The following is a 21,559-nucleotide window of genomic DNA, read 5'->3' as shown; positions in this document are numbered from 1 at the left end:
GGATTAGGGGAACTGGGCATTCACCGCGTTGATTGCGGTTTGGTTCAATGAAATGCCTGCCTGATTTTCCACCGCCAGGGTGAAGGCATCAATCATGTCCTGCGCATAGCCCTGTGCCGTTTGTTCAGCAAATCCGGCGCGGACTGCTTCGGCATCGGGGGTGTCGAGCATGGGTTGCGTGATCGCATCCAGCCGCAGCAAGAACGCACCGGTTTCATCCGAAACGATGCGCAGCTCGCCGGGCTGCATGTCAAACGCGGTGGTGACCAGCGCGCCGGGGGTATTTTCGATAAAGGCATCGCGCAACACATCGGCCTGTGCCTCGGGTTCGACCGGGCCAGCAAACATGCCTTGGCCCGCTTCCACCGCTTCTTTCATCGCTTCGGCCTGGGCGATCAGGGCCTTGGTGGTTTCTGCAGTTTCCCACGCGCCGATCACGGCGACCTTTACATCGTCAAACGGTTGCAAGGTGGGCGGCACGATTTCATCAAGACGCAGGGCAAAGATGCCACCGTCTTCCAGTTCGCCAACTTCGGGGAAATCATCGGCGGTCACGGACTCGGCCACAGTGCGAAATTCAAGATAGCGGGTGATCGGCTCGTCGCTGTCATCTGACAGCAATACCTCGCCCAGCTCCAATGTGGTTTCGGCGGCGATTTCCTCCAGCGTGGCGCCACCGGCCAGCAAATCATCCACCGGATCCACCTGATCGCTGACCAGACGGCGGGCGGCGCCATCGGCAAATTCGGTGAACAGATCCTCGCGCACCTCTTCGAATGTAACATTCTGGGGTGCCAGAATCGCATTCACCCGGATCAATGCCGGACCAAGATCGGTTGTGACCGGCCCGGCAACGCCGGGACCATCCAGTGCGAAAACCGCATCGCCCGCATCGCCCAACTGGGCGCGGTCCAGATCACCCAGATCGATATCGGACGCCGACAAACCGCGATCTTCGATCAGTGTGTCAAAATCGGTTTCGCCCGCATCCAGTGCGGCCTTTGCATCTGCGGCCTCTTCTTCGGTGCCAAAGACCAGACGTTCGACAAGGCGGCGTTCGGGTTGCACGAATTCTTCGATCCGGTCGTTATAAAGCGCGCGCAGGGCGGTTTCATCAACTTCGACCTGATCCAAAACCATGCTGGGCGACAACCACGCATAGGTGATCTTGCGCCGTTCGGGCAGGGTGAATTCGGCAGGGTTTTCATCATAATAGGCTTGCAACTGCGCATCTGTGGGGGCGGGCAGGGGCGTTTGCAAATCTTCGGGGCGATAGGCGATATAAGTGAAATCGCGGCTTTCGCGGGCATAGAGAAACACAGCGTCGGTAAACGCCTCGGGCGTTGATGCGCCCGCCACAACCGCACCCTGCAACAAAGTGCGCGCAGTGTCGGTGCGGATCATGCGTTCAAATTCGGCCACGGTCTGCCCGTTCTGGCGCAGCGCAAATTCATAGGCTTCGCGATCAAACGTGCCATTCAACCCCTGAAACGCGGGCACGCGCAACACTTCGCGGCGCACCGCCTCATCCCCGACCGACAGGCCCAGTTGGGTGGCCTCGTTTTCCAGCGCGGCGGTGGCGACAACCTGTTGCAACACGGCCCGGTCCAGGCCGAATGCCTGTGCCTCGCTCATGGTAAAGCTGCGCCCGGTCTGGGCGGTCAGGGTGCGCAATTCCTGTTGCAGCGCGTTGGCGTAACGGGTGGTGGTGATTTCGGTTTTGCCAACGCTGCCGATGGTGCGCACGGTGCCGCCAAATCCGCCGGTGCTGAATCCGGCCAAACCCACGATCAACAGCAAAACGATGATCCACACAAAGATGTTTGACGATTTGCCTGCGCCGACCTTGGCCATAAGAGCCCCCTGATGAATGGTCCGGTTTTGCCCGGGTTGCGCATTCCTATGACAGGTGGGGGCAAGGGGCAAGATGGCGGCCCTCACCCATCTTGCCCTTCGCCCGATTTAGCGCGACGTTGGCCCATTGCAGATGAAAGGCAAATGATGACCCTGTTGATGGATACCGCCGCGCTTTTGGCTTTTTTGGATCGGGAATTTCCCCAGGTGAAAGATGATGTCGCCCTGGATCAGGTCACGCCAGATGGTGTGACGTTGCGCCTGAAGGTGGCAAACCGGCACTTGCGACCGGGTGGAACGGTGTCGGGGCCATTTCTGTTCGCATTGGCCGATGTGGCGATGTATCTGGCCGTGCTGTCGCGCATCGGGCCACAGGCCCTGGCGGTGACCACGAATTGCAGCATTGATTTCATGCGCAAACCGGCCGCCGATGCCGATGTTGTGGCCCATGCGCGGGTGCTGAAGCTGGGCCGTGTGCTGGTGGTGGGTGATGTGATGATGTATTCACAGGGGCAGGGCGCACCGGTGGCCCGCGCCAGCCTGACCTATTCGATTCCCCCCGCGCGCTGAATCAGGCGCGCCGGGTCATTGCCACCAGCCAGATGGCGGCCAACCCAAACGACAACAGTGCGTTCCACCCGGCCATCGACAGCCCCAGAAACGACCACACGATGGCGTCGCATTGCACCACGGTTTCGGCAATCGTGGTATCCAACAACCCTTCGGCGCTGAACCCGCCGAGTCCCGCGCCATTGCCCGAACATGATGTCGGACCTTGCCACAGTTTCCATTCAACCCCGGCATGATAGACGCCAATCGCACCCGTGGAAAACGCCGCCAGCGCGCCCAGAGCCGCAACCGCTGCACGCGGCGCAAACGCCCCCACAACCGCCAGCGCAACGGCCACCGCGTGCGGCCAGCGTTGCCACAGGCACATCTGGCACGGCGCATATCCGATGGCCTGAAACATGAAAGCCCCCAGCAACAGGGCGAACGATCCGGCCCCGGCGATCAAAATAAGCCTGCGCCGCGTCATAGATATTTGACCACGTAAAATCCACCCAACAAGAACACCATGAACAGGGCGAACATAAGGCCCAGGCGGCGCTCGATGAAATCACGTATTGGTGCGCCAAATTTCCACAGGAGCGCGGCCACCAGGAAAAACCGCAGACCCCGCGCCAGAATACTGGCGGCGATGAACACCGGCACCGACAGGCCCGTGGCGCCCGACATGATGGTAATCACTTTATAGGGAAACGGCGTGACCCCCGCAATCAGAACGGCCCAGGCGCCCCAGGCGTTATATCGTTCGGCAAACGAGTCGAAATAGGCATCCTTGCCGTAAAACTCCAACACCGGCTTGCCCACGGTTTCAAACACCCCGTAACCAATCCAATACCCCAACATTCCGCCCAACACCGACGCGACCATGGCAATGCCCGCGATCAGCCATGCCTTTGACGGACGGGCCAGAATCATCGGAACCATCAAAACATCCGGGGGAATCGGGAAAACCGAACTTTCCAGAAATGCGATGATGGCCAGGGCCCATAACGCATGGCGACTTTCGGCCAGGCCCAGCACCCAAGTGTAAAGGGATCGTATCATGTTTGCCGCCTGTTTTATCCGCGCCTTTGCACCACGCCGTGCGCGGCGGGTCAACCGCGTGAACCAATGCACTGTGTGGCGCGTTAGATAAAGGTTGTATGACCTCAGGAGAGACAGAAAATGAAATGGCGGGGCAGGCGGGCAAGCCGCAATATCGAAGACCGGCGCGGCATGTCGGGTGGACGGGTCGGCGGAATAGGTGGCGTTGGCCTGATTGCGGTGCTTGCGATCGGATATTTCTTTGGGATTGATGTCACGCCCCTGTTGCAACAGGGCGCACCAACCCAGCAAACCAGCGGTGAAATCACCCAGGCCGATCAAGAGGTCGGCCAATTCGTTGCCGTCACCCTTGCCGATACCGAGGAAGTCTGGGCCGATATTTTCCGCACCCAGGTGGGCGAACCCTATCAACCGGCAACCATGGTGCTGTTCAAGGGCGTAACCCAAAGCCCGTGTGGCGGTGCCTCGGGGGCGACGGGGCCGTTTTATTGCCCGGCTGACAAAAAGGCTTATCTCGACACAAGTTTCTTTACCACGATGGAGCAACGTCTGGGCGCCAAGGGCGATTTTGCCGCCGCCTATGTGGTGGCGCATGAAATTGCCCACCACGTGCAAAACGAACTGGGCATTCTGGCGCAGGCAAATCAGATTCGCGCCTCAGCCAGTCAGGAGCGGTCAAACGCCATTTCCGTGCGAATCGAATTGCAGGCCGATTGTTACGCCGGCATCTGGGCGCGCACTGCGGATGCGAAATTTGGCAGTCTGGAACGCGGCGATGTGGCCGAAGCGATGAATGCCGCCAAACAAATCGGCGATGACACGTTGCAACGCAACGCAGGCCGCGTGCCCAGCCCGCACACCTTTACCCATGGCACATCCGAACAACGGCAGCGTTGGTTCGCACGGGGGTTTGACACGGGCGATATGGCTGAATGCGATACTTTTGGCGCCAATCGTCTGTAAGCGTGCACTTTTCGCTTTTCCCCGGCGCGCAGTCGTTATAGATAGCCGGTGTCCGGTAACAAATCACCGCACCGGGCCCGAGTGGCGGAATGGTAGACGCAGGGGATTCAAAATCCCCCGCCGCAAGGTGTGCCGGTTCGAGTCCGGCCTCGGGTACCACGATTGTGGTGCGGTCATATGAAAGGGTATGTCATGTTCCGCTCTTTCATCGTTTTTACCTTTATGATCTGTGCTGGTGTTGTGCGTGCAGACGGCGTGACCGTTGCCGTGGCTGCCAATCTGTTGCCCACGGCGCAAAATCTGGCGGCGGCCCATGGGGGCGATATTCGCATTGCCCATGGATCGACGGGGCGGCTTTATGCCCAAATCCGGGCTGGCGCGCCGTTCGATATTTTTCTGGCCGCCGATGTTGCACGCCCCGCCCGGCTTGAGGATGAAGGGTTCACCGCTGCGCGCCGCACCTATGCGTTGGGGCGGCTTGTGTTGGTGGCGACGGATGAAATTCTCGATGGTGATTTGCCGCAAACCCTGATCGGGCGGCGTCTGGCCATCGCCGATGCCGCGCTTGCCCCCTATGGGTTGGCGGCCGAACAGGCGCTGGCACAGCTTGGCGTGGATCTGGCAAAAACCACCCTGATCACGGGGGACAGCATCGGTCAGGTCGCCGGATTCGCCGCCACCGGCAATGTCGATGCGGCAATGATTGCCCTGTCACTGCTGCCGCAAGTGTTGGAACAGCGCGCCATGGCGCACCACAATATATCGGACGCGCTGCACGATCCAATCCGTCAGGATGCGGTCCTCCTTTTGCGCGGTGCCAAATCTAATGCGGCACGGTCATTTTGGGACTGGTTGCAAACCCCCGCCGCCACCGCGATTCTAGAGGCGGCAGGATATACCGTACCCGCGCCGTGATGGGGGCGGCGATTTGGCTATCGCTGAAGCTGGCGGTCATTACCACGGCGATTTTGCTGGTGCTGGGTCTGCCTTTGGCGTGGTGGCTGGCGACAACGCGCAGTCGGATTCGCCCGATGATCGAAGCACTGACCGCACTGCCATTGGTTTTGCCGCCAACTGTGCTTGGATTTTATCTGTTGATTCTGATGAGTCCGAATGCCCCCCTTGGATCTGCTTTTCTCAGCTTAACAGGCGATACCTTAACATTCAGTTTCACCGGCCTGGTGATCGCTTCGATCCTGTATTCTTTGCCTTTTGCCGTACAACCCATGCAAACCGCCTTTGCCGCTGTCGGCCCCGGATTGATGGAGGCGGCGGCAATGCTGGGGGCATCGCGCCGTGATGCGTTTGCCAGCGTTGCGATGCCTTTGGCCCGGCGCGGCATGTTGACGGCGGGGGTTTTGACCTTTGCCCATACGTTGGGCGAATTTGGAGTGGTGTTGATGGTCGGGGGCAACATACCCGGTCAGACCCGGGTGATTTCGATCGAGATTTTCGCCGCCGTTGAAACGCTGGATTACCGCACGGCGCATATCTTGTCGGCCGGGCTTTTGGTGTTGTCGTTTGTCGTGCTGACCTTTGTGTACCTGCTGAATCAGGGAAAGCGGCGTGGCCTTGTCTGATACGTTGTGCTTTGATGTCAGCCTTGCACGGCCCGGCTTTGCGCTGTCGATGGCGCAATCTTTGCCGCTTTCGGGGATCACGGCCATCACCGGCCCGTCGGGCAGCGGCAAAACCACACTGTTGCGGGTTTTGGCGGGGCTTGAGCCGGGCGCGCACGGCACCGTCGCCCTTGGAGCACAACGGTTGCAGGGGCAGGGCGCGTTCATCCCGCCGCACCAGCGCGATATCGGATATGTGTTTCAGGAACCGCGCCTGTTTCCACATTTGAATGTGGCCGACAATCTGGCCTTTGGCGCGAAACGGCGGGGTGTTGGGCAGGGCCGCATTGACGAGGTGGTACAGGTTCTGGATCTTGGGCCACTGATGACACGCGATATTCGCGGCCTTTCGGGCGGCGAGGCGCGGCGCGTTGCCTTGGGCCGGGTTCTGGCGTCGGGGCCGCGGATCTTGTTTCTTGACGAACCGATGACCGGGCTTGATGCGTCGCGCAAGGCCGAAATCCTGCCCCATATCGCCCGGGCCAGTCACACATTCGATCTGCCCGCCCTGTTCGTCAGCCATGCCCAAGACGAGGTGCTGACCCTTGCAGACCGGGTTTTAACCGTAGCCCATGGAAAAATTACCGGCTGGGCGGCACCACCGGCCCGATTGACCGGACAGGTGATTGGGCGCAGCGGCGCGCGCGCCATGCTGGCGTTGGGGCGTGACCGGGTGCCGTTGCCTTTGGCGGCGCGGATCGGTGAAACATGGTCCCTTGCCCTATCGCCCGACGGGGTTTTGGTATCAGACCGGGATCCCGGCGCAAACTCGGCCTTGTTCAGCCTGAAGGCGCGGGTATCTGCCTGTGATGACGCGTTTTTAACCTTGGATGTGGCGGGACAATCGTTATGTTGGCCGAGATCGGCGGCACTGCGCACGGTTCTGCCGGACACCGATTTATGGCTTTCGGTGCTTAACGTTTATGCCCGACCCCATGCGCCAACGCGGCCACACAGGGGCAATTGATTCGAATTGATCGTTCTGGAATCGACGCCAATCAACCCGTTTTGCCCGGATTGGTTTAAAAAACTGCAATCATCGGCCATTGAACGAGGTGCCCTGAAAAACGTGATCTCAGGCGCACATGACAGCAAGACTGTTAACAAACTTGCAACAGATGATCTTTTGCCCGAAATTTTTATATTCATCAAAATTCCGTAATTTGGACATGTTTTCAGGGGATAACCCCCCAAACGCCCCCGATTGGACAACGTTAAATGTTTAAAAAACGTCAACAATGCGCCTGCAATCCTGCCCCCGTTACCCCGGTTTTTAACCGTGCCGTAGCGTAACCAGAGAGAAAGAGAGGATTCTCCGACAATTTTCTCCTTGGTTGCTGCGCGGGGTAGAGTAGATTGAAGTGCGAACTGGGTTTCGAGCGTCGCTGGGGGGCGACCGGATCTGACCTGTGATGGGCAATCATTCAGGTTTGATCGAATGAGTGTTTGCAGGGGCCGTCAATGGCCCAAGCACATCATCAATACACGTCCCAAGGATTGGGACGGTCGGAATGGGATTGCTTGTCTCGGGGAACGAACAGGCATTTCGGATTGGAAAGCTCGACGGCGCGCCGCCTGGTGCAGTGTCGCGCGTCGCACAGAGATGGAGCCGAATGATGTCGGATAATGAACAGGACCTGAATGAAGACCGCGTAACAGCGCTTTCTGGATCGCCAATCTTGACCAGCCAGGATGGCGTGGTCGATGGCGATCAGAATGCGGACCCCGATGATCTGATTGATCTCGATTATGCGGACGACCCCGAAGGCGACCGGATCGATAACAACGATGCAATCTTCGGCAATCCCGGATCAAACGACGATATCGTCAAGGCGCGCGATGGCAATGACACCGTGATGGCCGGCGAAGGCAATGATGATGTGTTCGGCGGGCGCGGTGATGACCTTTTGTATGGCGGACCCGGGCGCGACACGCTGCGCGGCGAAGATGGCAACGACACGCTGGTTGGCGGTGAGGGGCTCAACTTTCTCGAAGGTGGCGCTGGTGATGATGTGTTTGTCGGGGGCCCCGGCGCTGACAGCATCTTTGGCGGCGAAGGCATGGATATCATTGATTATTCCGCCTCTGCCGATCCGGTAAATGTGAACCTTGCGACCAATGAATTGTCCGGCGGCGATGCTGACAACGACAGTATCGATGGCGGGTCGGGCGTTGAAGGTGTCATCGGTTCGGCCGGTGATGACACGCTGATTGGCGGCGATGGCGCGAATGTGTTCGAGGGTGGCGATGGCAATGATGACATCACAACCGGCGCTGGCGACACCGTAAATGGCCAAGGCGGCGATGATTACATCCGCATTGCCCAAGATCAATTGGCACCGGGCCAAACCATCACGGTAATCGGTGGCGAAACCGGCGAAGTGAACGGCGATACCCTGGATCTGACCGGGCTGGTTGATGATGCCGAAACACAGATCGTCTATACCAACACCGATCCCGGCGATGGGGGCGGATTGACCGGCACGGCAACATTGAACGATGGCACGATTGTCGATTTCACCGAAATCGAAAACGTGGTTCTTGATGGTCCGACACCGCCCCCCCCGCCGACCGGCGCAGATGGAATTGTCACCGGCACCGAAGGCGATGACCTGATCGATGTCGATTACACCGGTGATCCCGATGGCGACCGTGTCGATAACAATGACGCGATCCTGCCACCCAACCCGGGCAGCAACGATGACATCATCGAAGCCCTTGGCGGTGACGATACCGTCGATGCCGGTGAGGGGGACGATATCATCTATGGCGGCACCGGTGACGATGATCTGTCCGGCGGTGTTGGCAATGATACAATCAACGATATCGATGGCGCAGAAACCGTTGACGGCGGTGACGGCGATGATCTGATCGATGTGTCGGGCAGCAACCCGTTGATCGATGATCCGATTGTGCCCGGTTTTCCAAACGTCGCCGATCCCGATCCCGATGATGACCGCGATCTGGTTCAGGGTGGCGATGGCAACGACACCATCATCACCGGTGACGACGCCGACACCATTTATGGCGGCGCGGGCAATGATGAAATCCGCCCAGGCATCGATGATGATGAGGTTTACGGTGGCGATGGCGATGATCTGATCGTCGATATCCAAGGCTCGGACACGATCTATGGTGGCGATGGCGACGATACGATCGAAGCAGGTGTCGACACCCTGTCTGACTATGAGGGCGACGATCCGAGCCTGCCAAATGCGGCGTTTCCGGGTTTCACGTCGGATCCCAATCCTGATGATGGGCGCGATTATGTCGATGGCGGGGCCGGAAACGACAGCATTTCAACCGGTGACGATGCCGATACCATCTATGGCGGTCTGGGCGATGACACCATCAATGGCGGGATCGACGATGACCTGATCGATGGCGGCGCGGGCAACGACAGCCTGACCGGATCGCACGGGTCCGATACCATCTATGGCGGCGCGGGCGATGACACCATCTATGGTGGCTTTGGCAACGATCCGATCCCGGGTTTTGCAGGCGAAATTCCCGATGTGCCTGTCAATCCCGGTGATGTGGCCGACCCAGTGCCGGAAAACGGTCGTGATTACATCGAAGGCGGCGCCGGTAACGATCTGATCTTCGGCGAAGATGACAACGATACCCTTCTGGGTGGTGCCGGTAACGATACGCTGGACGGTGGCGTTGATGACGACAGCATTGTCGGCGGTTCGGGCGATGACGTTTTGATCGGCGGTCAGGGCAACGATACGCTTTTGGGTGGTGCCGATAATGACAGCCTTGATGGCGGAATTGGTGACGATCTGCTTGATGGCGGTCGCGGCGACGATACCCTTGACGGGGGCGAGGGTGAAAACACGCTTCTGGGGGGTGAAGGCGACGATCTGATCACAGGCGGTGACGGCAACGACAGCGTCATTGGCGGCTTTGGCAACGACACGATTGATGCCGGTGCCGGGGATGACAATGTCGAAGGCGGCGCCGGTGATGACAGCATCATCGCAGGCCCGGGCGATGACACGATCCGTGGCAATGATGGCGAAGACACCATCAACGGCGGTGCGGGTGCCGATCTGCTGGAAGGCAATGACGATGCCGACAGTTTCTCGGGTCTGAACGGCGGAGATACAGTCAACGGTGGCGCGGGCTTTGGCCCCGACAGCGAAGATTACGACACCATGTCTTTGGCCGGTTCCATCGCCAACACACCCGGTGCCGTGCGGTTTGAATTGCAGGACACCGTCACCGACAGTGATGGCAACGGCATTGACGGGTCGGTCGTGTATTTTGACGCGGCTGGCAACGAAGTCGGGACGATCGCCTTCACCAATATCGAAGAAATCGTGCCGTGCTTTACCCCCGGAACCCTGATCGCAACGCCAAAAGGCGAACGGCTGGTCGAAGAGCTGGTCGAGGGGGATCGTGTGATCACCCGCGACAATGGCATCCAGACCATCCGTTGGGTCGGCCACAAGGCCCTGAGCGGCAGCGCCCTGCGCGATGCGCCGCATATGCAACCCGTGCTGATCAAGGCCGGTGCACTTGGCAATGGTCTGCCCGAACGGGATATGCTGGTATCACCAAACCACCGTGTTTTGGTGGCCAATGACAAGACATCGCTTTACTTTGAAGAGCGTGAAGTTCTGGTCGCGGCCAAGCATATGATCGACGACAAAGGTGTCATGCGGGTAGAGGCAAGCGCGACCACCTATATTCACTTCATGTTTGATCAGCACGAGGTGGTGTTGTCTGACGGGGCCTGGACCGAAAGCTTCCAGCCCGGCGATTACAGCCTCAAGGGCCTCGGCGACGATCAGCGCGCTGAAATCTTTGAACTGTTCCCCGAGTTGGAGCAGCAAGAGGGCCTGGCCAGTTATGAGGCCGCACGCCGCACCCTGAAAAAGCACGAAGCCAGGCTTCTGCTGAAGTAAGACTTAGTTAAGCAGCGATCGGCGCGGGGCATCTCCCCGCGCCGATATCTTGTGACTGGGGGGAGGGCTGCCTCCCGGTCACTTTTTGTGCGGTCCTGAATGGACGTATCCCACCCTAATCCGGTGGGTTTTTTCGTTTTGCGCGCCAGGCGGCCCACGCCTCGGGCGTGTCCAAATCCACCAACGCGCGGATGCCTTCCAACGGCATCAGCTTGATCCGATGTTTGTGCGCCGCAAGAATATCACGCGCGCCCCGATCCCCGGTCAAATCGGCAAAGGCAGGCAGGCAATCGGCCGGAAAGATCACCGGATGGCCCGGCACGCCGTCGGCACTTGCGGCGCGAATGATCGATTCACCGTCAAATGCACTGATCAGCCTGCGCAAATCCGCCGCTGTGATCTCGGGCATATCGCCCAGCATCACCAACAGACCCGGCTGAGCGCCCGCCGCCAACGCCCCGGCGCGCAATGCCGCGGCCATTCCTTCGGCTGCGTCCGGCACCTCAACCACCGCCACCGGCAATCCTGAAAGGGCGGCCAACCGCGCCCGCGCGGCCACGGGCAGCGCAACACACACGCGCGGGCAGGCGGCAAGTGCGGCCTGCGCCCGGTCGCGCAACAGCGCGATGCCGCCGACATCCTCCAACAGTTTGTCGGCCCCCGCCATGCGCGAAGAATACCCCGCCGCACAAATCAGGATCGTCACATCAACCACATGCGCCAATCAAAATATGAAATGCGGGCGGCACGCCCGCTCCGCCAGGTCACTTACTTTTCCGGAATCAGCCCTCGGGGTGCAAACCGCAGCACCACCAACAGAACAATCCCCATGGTCAACAGCCGCATATGCGCCGCGCTTTCAATCAGATGCGCCTTAAGCGGGGATCCTTCGTCCAGCCCCGATGACACAAGGTTCATCATCCACTGGCCCATCGGTTCCACCTGCACCCAGAGGAACCAGATCAGAAATCCGCCCAGCACCGCACCCAGATTGTTGCCCGACCCGCCAACAATCACCATCACCCAGATCAAAAAGGTAAAGCGCAGCGGTTGGTAAGATCCGGGCGTCAGCTGCCCATCCAGCGTGGTCATCATGGCGCCCGCCAAACCGCAAATCGCCGACCCCAGAATGAACACCTGCAAATGCCGCCCGGTCACGTCTTTGCCCATCGCCTCGGCGGCGATCTCATTGTCGCGGATCGCGCACATCATCCGGCCCCAGGGCGATTTCAGCGCCGATTGTGTCAGCCAGATCAGCAAAATCAAAACCACGCCGAACAACCCGGCATAGGCCAGTTTGACCACGACCGAGGAGGCGGTCACGGGATCGGCGCCCCATCCTTGCATCCGCTCAACAAAGGCAGGTGATTCCTGCAAATCAATTTCATAGGGCACCGGGCGCGGCAAACCGATGATGTTTTTCACCCCCCGCGCCAGCCAATCTTCGTTTTTCATCACGGCGATGATGATTTCAGCGATTCCCAAGGTCGCAATCGCCAAATAATCTGAGCGTAATCCCAATGCGGTTTTGCCCACGATCCACGCCGCCCCCGCGGCCAGCACCCCACCGACGGGCCAGCCTATCAGGATCGGCCAGCCAAGACCGCCCAAATTGCCCGTGACCGCAGGGTTCACCGCCTCAACCGCCGCCACACCGCCATCAAACACAGCGCGAAACGCGAAAAACCCGATGACCAACAGCGCCGCCATGGCAACGCCCCGGGTGCGTCCCGGTGCCATCCGCTGCCACAATTGGACCGCTCCGATGATCGTGGCCAGGGCCAACAAAAGGCCCAGCATGATCCGCACACCGCCCGCGGCCCACGCCTCGGCCACCGGCGGCATTCCCACCAGAACCGCGCCCAGCCCGCCAAGCGCGACAAATCCCATCACGCCAACGTTGAACAACCCGGCATAGCCCCATTGCATATTCACGCCCAAGGCCATGATCGCACTGATCAGCCCCATGTTGAAAATCGACAGCGCGCTGTTCCAGCTTGAGGTAAAGCCGGTAAAAATAAACATCGCCCCCACCAGGGCAAACAAAAGCGGGGTTTTGAACGATTGAGTCATACCGATTTCCCCTTGAACAGACCGGTGGGCTTGAACAGCAATACGATGATCAAAATTGCAAAGCTGACGGCAAATTTGTAATCGGTGCTCAGCAGTTGGATCAGGCCGTCAGGTTCCCAACTGGGAATGAGATAGCCAAACACCCGTTTGAACGCATAGGTGACCATCACCTCGGAATAGGCAATGACGAAACCGCCCGCGATTGCGCCAATCGGGCTGCCCAGTCCGCCGACGATTGCGGCGGCAAAAATGGGCAAGAGCAATTGGAAATAAGTGAAGGGTTTGAATGACTTATCCAGCCCATATAATGTGCCGGCAATGGTGGCCAAAGCGGCAACGATAATCCAGGTGATCATCACAACCCGGTCGGGATTGATGCCTGATAACAGCGCCAGATCCTCGTTATCGGAAAACGCGCGCATGGATTTACCGGTGCGGGTGCGGTTAAGAAACCAAAACAGCGCCGCCACCACAATAATCGCCGTGATCACCGTGATCCCTTGCGATGTGCGAATGGCCAGACCTTCATCAAGCCCGGTCATGGTTTTGAAATCACGGGCGGAAATGATGAACCGCTCACCATCTGCAAACTGTTGATCATCGACGCCGATGATAAACCGCACGATGCCGTTCATCACAAACATCACGCCCATCGATACGATGACCAAAATCACCGGTGCCGCCTTTTGCCGTCGGTAAAATTGATACACCACCTTATCGGTTGCCAGTAGCAACAGCGCACAGCCAAGTATCCCAAACGGCAGCGCCAAAAGCGCGGTGGGCAGCGGGCCGAGCGACAGGCCCCAGCTTTGAAACAGCCAGGTAAACAGGATCGTGATCATCGCGCCAAAGGCCATCGTGTCGCCGTGGGCAAAATTCGAAAACCGCAAGATTCCATAAATCAGCGTGACACCCAAAGCCCCCAGCGCCAGTTGCGCTCCATATGCGGTGGCAGGCACCAGAACAAAATTGGCAAACACCACCAGGGCGTTCAAAATATCCATCAGGCCGCGCCCTCGATCAAATAATTCGCCATTTTAGCCCCCCAAAAAGCTTTTGCGTACGTCAGGATCGGCCAATAATTCCTGACCGGTGCCGGTAAAGGCATTCGCACCCTGCACCAAAACATAACCCCGATCGGCAATCTCCAGCGCCTGTCGTGCGTTTTGTTCAACCATCAGAATTGAAATGCCCGTGCGCGCCACTTCGATGATCCGATCAAACAATTCATCCATCACAATCGGGCTGACCCCGGCGGTGGGCTCGTCCAGCATCAAGACTTCGGGCTTGGTCATCAGGGCGCGGCCCACGGCAACCTGTTGGCGTTGCCCGCCCGATAATTCGCCCGCCGCCTGATAGCGTTTGTCACCCAAAATCGGAAACAGATCATAGACTTGGTCGATGGTCTTGCGAATATCATCGCGGCGCAGAAATGCACCCATTTCCAGGTTTTCCTCAACGCTCATCGAGGTGAAAATATTGTGGGTCTGGGGGACGAATGCCATGCCTTTGGCAACCCGCGCCTGGGGGGACAGGTGGGTGATATCCTCACCCTTCAGGCGCACCGCGCCGGACCGCACGTTCAACATGCCAAACACGGCCTTCATCGCGGTTGATTTTCCGGCGCCGTTCGGCCCGACGATCACAGCGATTTCACCGGGGTTCACGGCAAGGGTGCAGCCATGCAGAATGTCAGCGCCCGTGCCATAGCCGCCCGTCATGGTATCGCCGATCAAAAATGCCGCCTCATCCACATGGCCGCCCGATTTGCGGAGGGGGCGCACGGCGTCCACGCTGCCGCCCATTTGCGACGATTTGGTGATCGACCGGTCTTTGTTGCCGCGGTTGTCTTGATACGGGTTGGTCATGCCGTTGCCTTGTTTTTAAGCCCGGTGCCAAGATAAGCTTCGATCACCTGATCATTGGCTTTGATTTCATCAATCGTGCCTTTGGCCAAAACATGACCCTCGGCCATCACGATCACCGGATCACACAGTCGACCGATGAAATCCATGTCATGTTCGATCATGCAAAAGGTATAACCGCGCTCTTTGTTCAGGCGCAAAATCGCATCGCCGACAGTGTTCAGAAGCGTCCGGTTTACCCCGGCGCCCACCTCATCCAGAAACACGATCTTGGCTTCGACCATCATCGTACGGCCCAGCTCCAACAGCTTTTTTTGACCGCCGGAAAGATTGCCCGCCTTTTCATTCTTCAAATGATCAATGGTCAGAAATTCAAGAACTTCGTCGGCTTTCTTCAACAATGCCGCCTCTTCCTGGGCGATGCGCGCGCGCCCGATCCAGGCGTTCCAGATTGTTTCGCCCGATTGCCCCGGCGGCACCATCATCAGGTTTTCACGCACTGTCATCGAACCAAATTCATGGGCGATCTGAAACGTGCGCAACAACCCCTTGTGAAACAATTCGTGGGGCGGCAGCCCGGTGATGTCTTCCCCCGCCATCGTCACCTTGCCCGATGTGGGTTTAAGAACGCCGGCGATCACATTGAAAAGAGTGGTTTTTCCCGCGCCATTTGGCCCGACCAGCCCGGTGATCGAGCCGGTTTTGATTTCAAGACTTGCGCCATCCACGGCGTGAAAGCCGCCAAAATGTTTATGAACATCCGTTACGACGATCATGCCGTTCCCCCATCGGTACGAAAACAGCCCGGCGCACATCCGTACGCCGGGCTTGGGTTTTCAAATCAATCGTTTACCGGAACTTTTCGGTGGTGATCTTGCCGCCTTCGATGACGATCTGGCGATAGTTGCCAGCCGATTCACCGGGCTCGATGAATTCAACCGCCGAGGCGCCGACATAATCGATGTCTGTGCCAGCCTTGATCAATTCCAACGCTTTGCCCAGTTCGCCGGGGTAAATCGGCTCACCCGGGGCGTTGGCGATATCCATGATGTGATCTTTGAAATCGGCCGATTCCACCGATCCGGCCTTTTGCATCGCCAACAGGATCAGCGCCGCCGCGTCATAGCTTTCGGGGCCAAAGGGGCCGCTTGGGTCAAAGGAATCGCCGACGAGTTCGACAAACTTGTCGGATCCGGGGCTGTCGGTGCCGGGAAGCTGCCCTGTGGATCCGTCCAGTTCGCTGCCGAAATTGCCCTCTAACGCGTTGGCAACCATGCCATCGGGGAAGTGGAACAAATCGAACGCGCCTGAATCCAGCGCGGCGCGCACAATGCCCGATCCGCCGCCGTCAACATATCCGACAACCACCAAACGCTCACCACCAGCCGAGGCAAGCGCGCCCACTTCGGCGGAATAGTCGGCCTTCTGGTCTTCGTGGGCGGTGTTGATCGTCACCGTGCCACCCGCCGCAGTAAAGGATTCCTGCAATGCATCGGCCAAGCCTTTGCCATAGTCATTGTTGACATAGGAAATTGCGATTTCGTTAACATCCTGTTCCATCAGGATTTCCGCCATCACCTGCCCCTGGCGCGCATCCGAGGGGGCGGTGCGGAAGAACAAACCGTTGTCTTCTGCGCTGGTCAGGCCCGGCGATGTGGCCGAAGGAGAGATCATGACGATACCGTTTGGCACAGCAACGTTTGACAAGACCGCGCCGGTCACACCGGAACAGGCCGCGCCGACGATCGCCTTTACCCCGTCAGATGTGATCAGACGTTCGGCGGCCGCAGTGGCCGCGCCAGCATCAATACAGGTACTGTCGCCGCGCACGGGCGTTACGGTCATGCCATCCATGAACATGCCGGAATCGCTGACCTCTTTGATCGCCAGTTCCGCGCTGGTGCCCATGCCCGGGGTGATGGATTCAAGCGGTCCGGTAAAGCCGAACAAAACGCCGATCTTAACGTCGCCATCAGCAAAGGCCGAGGTCGCGGCAATCGCGCTGACCGCAGAGGCCATTAGTATCTTTTTCATAAGTCTCTCCCATTTCAGGATCGTTGTCCCTGAGCAAACGATATTGTGGGGTTGTCCAAAAGAAAAGGGCATTCACCCGATGAAAACCCGCAATTGCAGGTTTACGTTGGTGTCATCTGCCCTAATTTCCAATGAAATGCCGTTACACAGGATCAATCCGATGAAACGACTCCTTGCTGTTGGTCTGCTGACCTTTTCCCTGACCCTGCCCACAATCGCCCCTGCATTGGACAGCAGTGCCGGTGTTTTGCGGCTCAATGCGGTGGTGTCTGATCTTGATGAACCCTGGAGCCTTGGGTTTTTGCCGGGCGGCGCAATGTTGATCACGGAACGTGACGGGCGTTTGTTGCATATCGCAGCCGATGGTCAGATCGGCGAAGTGTCGGGCGTGCCGAATGTTCGCAATGCCGGGCAGGGTGGGCTGCTTGATGTGATGATCCCGCGGGATTTTGCAACGTCCCGCGCGGTTTACCTGAGCTTTGCCAAACCACAGGGGCGTTCCGAAGGCACGGCACTTGCCGTTGGCACATTGAATGCTGATGCAACCGCGCTGCAAGATGTGCGGGTGATTTTTGAAATGGCCGCAGGATCAAGCGGTGGGCGCCATTTCGGATCACGCATCGTCGAAGGCGCCGAGGGCCATATTTTCATGACCATCGGCGATCGCGGTGACGGCGATCAGGCGCAAAATCTGGCCACCCATAATGGCACGGTGATCCGGTTGAACCGGGACGGATCGGTGCCCGCCGACAATCCGTTTGTCGGGCAGTCCGGCGCACAGCCCGAGGTGTGGTCATACGGCCATCGCAACGCGCAGGGTGCCACACTGGATGCACAGGGTGATCTGTGGGTGGTCGAACATGGCGCACGCGGCGGTGACGAGGTGAACAAGATCACGCGCGGCGCGAATTATGGCTGGCCGGTGATTTCCTATGGTCGGCACTATTCGGGGCTGAAAATCGGCGAGGGCACTGAAAAATCGGGGATGAAACAGCCCCGACACTATTGGGATCCGTCGATCGCGCCTTCGGGTATGGTGTTTTATTCCGGGCGTCTTTGGCCGGAATGGCAGGGCGATCTGTTTGTCGGATCGTTGAAATTCGGGCTGATTTCACGCCTCGATGGCGACACGATGCAAGAGGTTGAGCGGTTGCAATCGGATGAAACAGAACGGGTGCGCGATATTCGCGAAGGTCCGGACGGCGCGCTTTGGTTTCTTAGCGTTGGCAACGGCGCGTTGTATCGCGTCACGCCGGACTAGACGGGGTGGCCCGCACTCAAACCGGCGCGCGGGTCGTTTGCACCCCGCGTTCACGATAGGGCGTGGTGTCATAATGCGCCCGGTAACATTTTGAAAAATGCGACGGCGATGCAAATCCGCAGGCCAGAGCGACGTTGATCACGCTCATATCCGTTTGCATCAACAGGTTGCGCGCCTTTTGCAGGCGCAGTTCCATGTAATACCGTTTCGGCGACCGGTTCAGATACCGGCGAAACAGCCGCTCCAACTGTCGCGTGCTCATCCCCACATCCTTGGCCAGAATGGCAGGGCTGATCGGGTCTTCGATGTGGGATTCCATCATCTGTATCACCGATGACAATTTGGGATGACGCACGCCGATCCGTGTGGGCACCGACAGGCGCTGGGTGTCCTGATCGGTGCGGATGCTGGAGTAAATCAGCTGATCCGCCACGGCACTGGCCAAGGCATCGCCATAATGATCGGCAATCAGTTTCAACATCAGATCAATCGAGGATGTCCCGCCCGCCGTTGTATAGCGGTTTCCGTCAATCACAAAGACCGATCTGGTCAGCTGCACATCTTCGAACTGTTCGGCAAAGCTGTCCTGATTTTCCCAATGGATCGTGGCGCGTTTGCCATCCAACAGCCCGGCCTTGGCCAAGGCATAGCCCGCCGTGCACAGCCCGCCCATGGTCACGCCGCGCCGGGCCTCGCGGCGCAACCAATTCAACAGGCGTTTGGTGCTGGCCTGGGCCACGTCAATCCCGCCACAGATCAACACGGTGTCATCGCGGTTCAATTCGCCCAGGTCTGAATCCAGCTTGAATGCGGTGCCCGCCGAACAGTTTACCGTATCGCCGCCTTCGCCCTGAATCGACCACGTATAAAGCGGCAGACGCGACAGGCGGTTTGCAATGCGCAACGCCTCGATCCCGCTGGCAAAGGACAAAAGTGTAAAGTTTTCAAGCAGCACAAACACGAAATGGCGCGGCGCAACGCGCTCGGTTTCAATTTCAACGCTGTGCCGACTCAGTTCCATAACTCTTTTCCGTCCTGACGGGTCGGGCGAGCGAAACAGGTTTGCCCCCGTATATCAAGGCATAGAGCCACCGCGCAGACAGACCAATAGCGGTTTAGCGGTTTTCATCTGCCCCTGCGCCCCTTATACATATGGCCTGATATCGTTTGATTGTGGAGCAGAGACGATGGCCCAGTGGCAGAAATCCGATTGGCGCAGCAAACCGCGGGTGCAGATGCCCGATTATACCGACGCCGCCGCGCTGGCGACGGTTGAGGCACGGTTGGCCAAATATCCGCCGCTGGTGTTTGCTGGCGAGGCGCGCACCCTGCGCCGTGAACTGGCCGATGTCGGAGCAGGCAAGGCATTCCTGTTGCAAGGCGGCGATTGCGCCGAAAGCTTTGCCGAGTTTTCCGCCGACAACATCCGCGACACATTCAAGGTGATGTTGCAAATGGCGATGGTGCTGACCTTTGGTGCCAAGGTGCCAACGGTCAAGGTGGGGCGTATGGCCGGGCAATTCGCCAAACCGCGCAGCGCCCCGACGGAAACGGTAAAAGGCACCGAATTGCCCAGCTACCGTGGCGATATCATCAACGGATTTGATTTCACGCCCCAAGCGCGCATTCCCGATCCAAATCGCATGCTTGAGGCATATACTCAGGCCGCCGCCACATTGAACCTGTTGCGCGCCTTTTCCAAAGGCGGATATGCCGATATTCACCACGTTCACGCCTGGACACTGGGGTTTACCGAAACCGACGAGGCCGAAAAATACCGCGATATGGCAAACCGGATTCAGGACGCGCTGGATTTCATGACGGCCGCCGGTTTGACCAGTGACAACAACCATGAACTGTCCACCGTCGATTTTTATACATCGCACGAGGCATTGTTGCTGGAATACGAAGAGGCCCTGTGCCGGGTCGACTCCACCTCGGGGCAAACCATCGCCGGATCGGGCCATCTGATCTGGATCGGGGATCGCACCCGTCAGCCCGATGGCGCGCATGTGGAATTCTGCAAAGGCGTGGCCAACCCGATCGGTCTGAAATGCGGCCCGTCGATGACAACCGATGATCTGAAACGCCTGATGACATCGCTGAACCCGAAAAACGAGGCCGGGCGCCTGACGCTGATCGCGCGTTTTGGCGCGGGCACTGTCGGTGATCATCTGCCACGCCTGATCAAAGCCGTCGAAGAAGAGGGCGCAAACGTGGTCTGGTCGTGCGATCCGATGCATGGCAACACGATCAAGGCCGACAGCGGGTACAAGACGCGCCCGTTTGATTCGGTCTTGCGCGAGGTTCAGGAATTCTTTGCCGTGCACAACGCCGAAGGCACCGTGCCGGGTGGCGTTCATTTTGAAATGACTGGCCAGGATGTTACCGAATGCACCGGTGGTGTGCGCGCTGTGACCGATGAAAACCTGTCAGATCGCTATCACACCGCTTGCGATCCGCGCCTGAATGCATCGCAAGCGTTGGAATTGGCGTTTCTCGTCGCGGAACAGTTAAGCGCGCGCCAGACTGCTGCAAAACTGGCGGCTGCGGGGTAATTCCCGAAAGGGCGGCGCCGGATCAGGCGCCGCCATCAATCAATGTCAGCTTTGGCTTTTGCGCGGTTTCGCCGCGATTGGTTTGCGCCTTGAGCGTGTCAATCACCGTGGGGCGCAGGGTTGCCGCCCGTCCGGCAGGGCGGCGGCCATACCCCACCAGAGTTTGCCGATTGTCGGACGTGATTTTAAACCGGTTCGGGGCGCGTCCAAAGGGCGCGCTGGCCGACAGACAACCGAGGGCGCGGGTGACCTGCCCCTGATCGTCGCGCAGGGGCAACAGCATCATGCGCCCATTCATCTCACCCCGGCCCAACCGGCCCGGCCCGGACAACCACAAATCAACGCGGGCAGGTTCGGCAAACACCGCCTCGACCGCTTCGGCAATCTGTGCGCGCGCGCCGGGCTGAAAAAAACAGGTCATTGGCATGCCGCGCACTTCCATGCCCATCAGATCGGACAGGTGGTTGCCCGCCAGCCGAAACCGCGCAACGCCCGGCGCTACACGTTCAACCAGAAATGTACGGTCCAACGCGCCGACAATCCCGCGCGGGTCCAGCTCAGCGCGCAGTGGCATCATCCGCCCATCGCACAGGGATTTCCAATAGGTTTCAACCTCGGCAAAACAATCGGTTTCGACCGGTTTGCGCAAAAACATCGAAACCACTTTACCAATGGATGATTCAGTCGTGCTCATCGGTTTTGCCCTTATCCTGATTGCGTGCGCCGTTGTCGTTTGTCCGACGCTCTGCTACCGCTTTTTGAGTCATCTTCGTTATCAACGTCATACCATGGGCCGCGCCCAAAATCT

Annotated in this window: 19 protein-coding genes and 1 tRNA gene; 9 read left to right on the top strand and 11 right to left on the bottom strand. The window is 58.7% G+C overall.

Features of this window, described 5'->3' with window-relative positions; all coding sequences use genetic code 11:
- Positions 1–3: 3 nt before the first annotated feature.
- Positions 4–1,854, bottom strand: coding sequence for a peptidylprolyl isomerase (locus tag C8265_RS00390; RefSeq protein WP_108482001.1), 1,851 nt, complete (start codon positions 1,852–1,854; stop codon positions 4–6).
- A gap of 147 nt (positions 1,855–2,001) precedes the next feature.
- Here C8265_RS00390 and C8265_RS00385 point away from each other — a divergent pair, with 147 nt between their 5' ends.
- Positions 2,002–2,424 carry a PaaI family thioesterase gene (locus C8265_RS00385; protein WP_108482474.1) on the top strand — a complete coding sequence of 141 codons (423 nt, stop codon included), beginning with the start codon at positions 2,002–2,004 and terminating at the stop codon, positions 2,422–2,424.
- A 1-nt stretch (position 2,425) separates the two neighbouring features.
- On the opposite strand, the gene C8265_RS00380 is transcribed toward C8265_RS00385, so the two are convergent.
- Both C8265_RS00380 and C8265_RS00375 read right to left on the bottom strand, forming a co-directional pair.
- The gene (locus tag C8265_RS00380; protein WP_108482000.1) at positions 2,426–2,890 is read right to left on the bottom strand and encodes a disulfide bond formation protein B; all 465 of its coding nucleotides are present in this window, start codon (positions 2,888–2,890) and stop codon (positions 2,426–2,428) included.
- Positions 2,887–3,465 carry a YqaA family protein gene (locus C8265_RS00375; protein WP_108482473.1) on the bottom strand — a complete coding sequence of 193 codons (579 nt, stop codon included), beginning with the start codon at positions 3,463–3,465 and terminating at the stop codon, positions 2,887–2,889. Before C8265_RS00375 ends, C8265_RS00380 begins: the two co-directional genes overlap by 4 nt.
- Before the next feature lie 120 nt (positions 3,466–3,585).
- Here C8265_RS00375 and ypfJ point away from each other — a divergent pair, with 120 nt between their 5' ends.
- The 6 genes from ypfJ (at position 3,586) to C8265_RS00340 (ending at position 10,960) form a co-directional block, all read left to right on the top strand.
- Positions 3,586–4,428: a KPN_02809 family neutral zinc metallopeptidase gene (gene ypfJ, locus C8265_RS00370; RefSeq protein WP_108481999.1), complete on the top strand. Its 843-nt coding sequence runs from the start codon at positions 3,586–3,588 to the stop codon at positions 4,426–4,428.
- Positions 4,429–4,503: 75 nt separating this feature from the next.
- Positions 4,504–4,587 (top strand) — tRNA-Leu (locus C8265_RS00365).
- 33 nt (positions 4,588–4,620) lie between these two features.
- Positions 4,621–5,343 (top strand): molybdate ABC transporter substrate-binding protein, encoded by a 723-nt coding sequence (gene modA, locus C8265_RS00360; protein ID WP_164512220.1) that lies wholly within the window; start codon positions 4,621–4,623, stop codon positions 5,341–5,343.
- Entirely contained in the window at positions 5,343–6,008 is a 666-nt protein-coding gene (gene modB, locus C8265_RS00355) for a molybdate ABC transporter permease subunit (protein ID WP_108481997.1), read from the top strand. The genes modA and modB overlap by 1 nt, the downstream gene beginning before the upstream one ends.
- Positions 5,995–7,014 carry an ATP-binding cassette domain-containing protein gene (locus tag C8265_RS00350; protein WP_108481996.1) on the top strand — a complete coding sequence of 340 codons (1,020 nt, stop codon included), beginning with the start codon at positions 5,995–5,997 and terminating at the stop codon, positions 7,012–7,014. Before modB ends, C8265_RS00350 begins: the two co-directional genes overlap by 14 nt.
- A gap of 649 nt (positions 7,015–7,663) precedes the next feature.
- Positions 7,664–10,960, top strand: coding sequence for a Hint domain-containing protein (locus C8265_RS00340; protein WP_164512219.1), 3,297 nt, complete (start codon positions 7,664–7,666; stop codon positions 10,958–10,960).
- A 115-nt stretch (positions 10,961–11,075) separates the two neighbouring features.
- On the opposite strand, the gene C8265_RS00335 is transcribed toward C8265_RS00340, so the two are convergent.
- From C8265_RS00335 to C8265_RS00310, 6 genes are all read right to left on the bottom strand, one after another.
- Entirely contained in the window at positions 11,076–11,666 is a 591-nt protein-coding gene (locus C8265_RS00335; protein WP_338065756.1) for a nucleotidyltransferase family protein, read from the bottom strand.
- A 62-nt stretch (positions 11,667–11,728) separates the two neighbouring features.
- Positions 11,729–13,033 (bottom strand): branched-chain amino acid ABC transporter permease, encoded by a 1,305-nt coding sequence (locus C8265_RS00330; RefSeq protein WP_108481993.1) that lies wholly within the window; start codon positions 13,031–13,033, stop codon positions 11,729–11,731.
- Complete coding sequence (locus C8265_RS00325) at positions 13,030–14,037, bottom strand: branched-chain amino acid ABC transporter permease (RefSeq protein ID WP_108481992.1); 1,008 nt, start codon at positions 14,035–14,037, stop codon at positions 13,030–13,032. Before C8265_RS00325 ends, C8265_RS00330 begins: the two co-directional genes overlap by 4 nt.
- A gap of 33 nt (positions 14,038–14,070) precedes the next feature.
- Positions 14,071–14,901 (bottom strand): ABC transporter ATP-binding protein, encoded by an 831-nt coding sequence (locus C8265_RS00320; RefSeq protein ID WP_108481991.1) that lies wholly within the window; start codon positions 14,899–14,901, stop codon positions 14,071–14,073.
- Positions 14,898–15,674 carry an ABC transporter ATP-binding protein gene (locus tag C8265_RS00315; RefSeq protein ID WP_108482471.1) on the bottom strand — a complete coding sequence of 259 codons (777 nt, stop codon included), beginning with the start codon at positions 15,672–15,674 and terminating at the stop codon, positions 14,898–14,900. The genes C8265_RS00320 and C8265_RS00315 overlap by 4 nt, the downstream gene beginning before the upstream one ends.
- A 73-nt stretch (positions 15,675–15,747) precedes the next feature.
- Entirely contained in the window at positions 15,748–16,932 is a 1,185-nt protein-coding gene (locus C8265_RS00310) for an ABC transporter substrate-binding protein (RefSeq protein WP_108481990.1), read from the bottom strand.
- A 160-nt stretch (positions 16,933–17,092) separates the two neighbouring features.
- Here C8265_RS00310 and C8265_RS00305 point away from each other — a divergent pair, with 160 nt between their 5' ends.
- The gene (locus C8265_RS00305; RefSeq protein WP_108481989.1) at positions 17,093–18,193 is read left to right on the top strand and encodes a PQQ-dependent sugar dehydrogenase; all 1,101 of its coding nucleotides are present in this window, start codon (positions 17,093–17,095) and stop codon (positions 18,191–18,193) included.
- A 16-nt stretch (positions 18,194–18,209) separates the two neighbouring features.
- Here the strand turns inward: C8265_RS00305 and C8265_RS00300 are convergent, their stop codons facing one another.
- Positions 18,210–19,214 (bottom strand): GlxA family transcriptional regulator, encoded by a 1,005-nt coding sequence (locus tag C8265_RS00300; protein WP_108481988.1) that lies wholly within the window; start codon positions 19,212–19,214, stop codon positions 18,210–18,212.
- Between the two features lie 166 nt (positions 19,215–19,380).
- Here C8265_RS00300 and C8265_RS00295 point away from each other — a divergent pair, with 166 nt between their 5' ends.
- Positions 19,381–20,751 carry a class II 3-deoxy-7-phosphoheptulonate synthase gene (locus C8265_RS00295; protein ID WP_108481987.1) on the top strand — a complete coding sequence of 457 codons (1,371 nt, stop codon included), beginning with the start codon at positions 19,381–19,383 and terminating at the stop codon, positions 20,749–20,751.
- Positions 20,752–20,773: 22 nt separating this feature from the next.
- On the opposite strand, the gene C8265_RS00290 is transcribed toward C8265_RS00295, so the two are convergent.
- A complete protein-coding gene (locus C8265_RS00290; RefSeq protein ID WP_108481986.1) occupies positions 20,774–21,445 on the bottom strand; it encodes a PAS domain-containing protein in 672 nt (223 codons plus the stop codon).
- Positions 21,446–21,559 lie beyond the last annotated feature (114 nt).

The organism is Oceaniglobus ichthyenteri, assembly GCF_003057885.1.
Taxonomy (GTDB): domain Bacteria; phylum Pseudomonadota; class Alphaproteobacteria; order Rhodobacterales; family Rhodobacteraceae; genus Oceaniglobus; species Oceaniglobus ichthyenteri.
The sequence above is the reverse complement of the archived record's forward strand: the minus strand, read 5'-3'. Positions and strand labels throughout refer to the sequence as shown.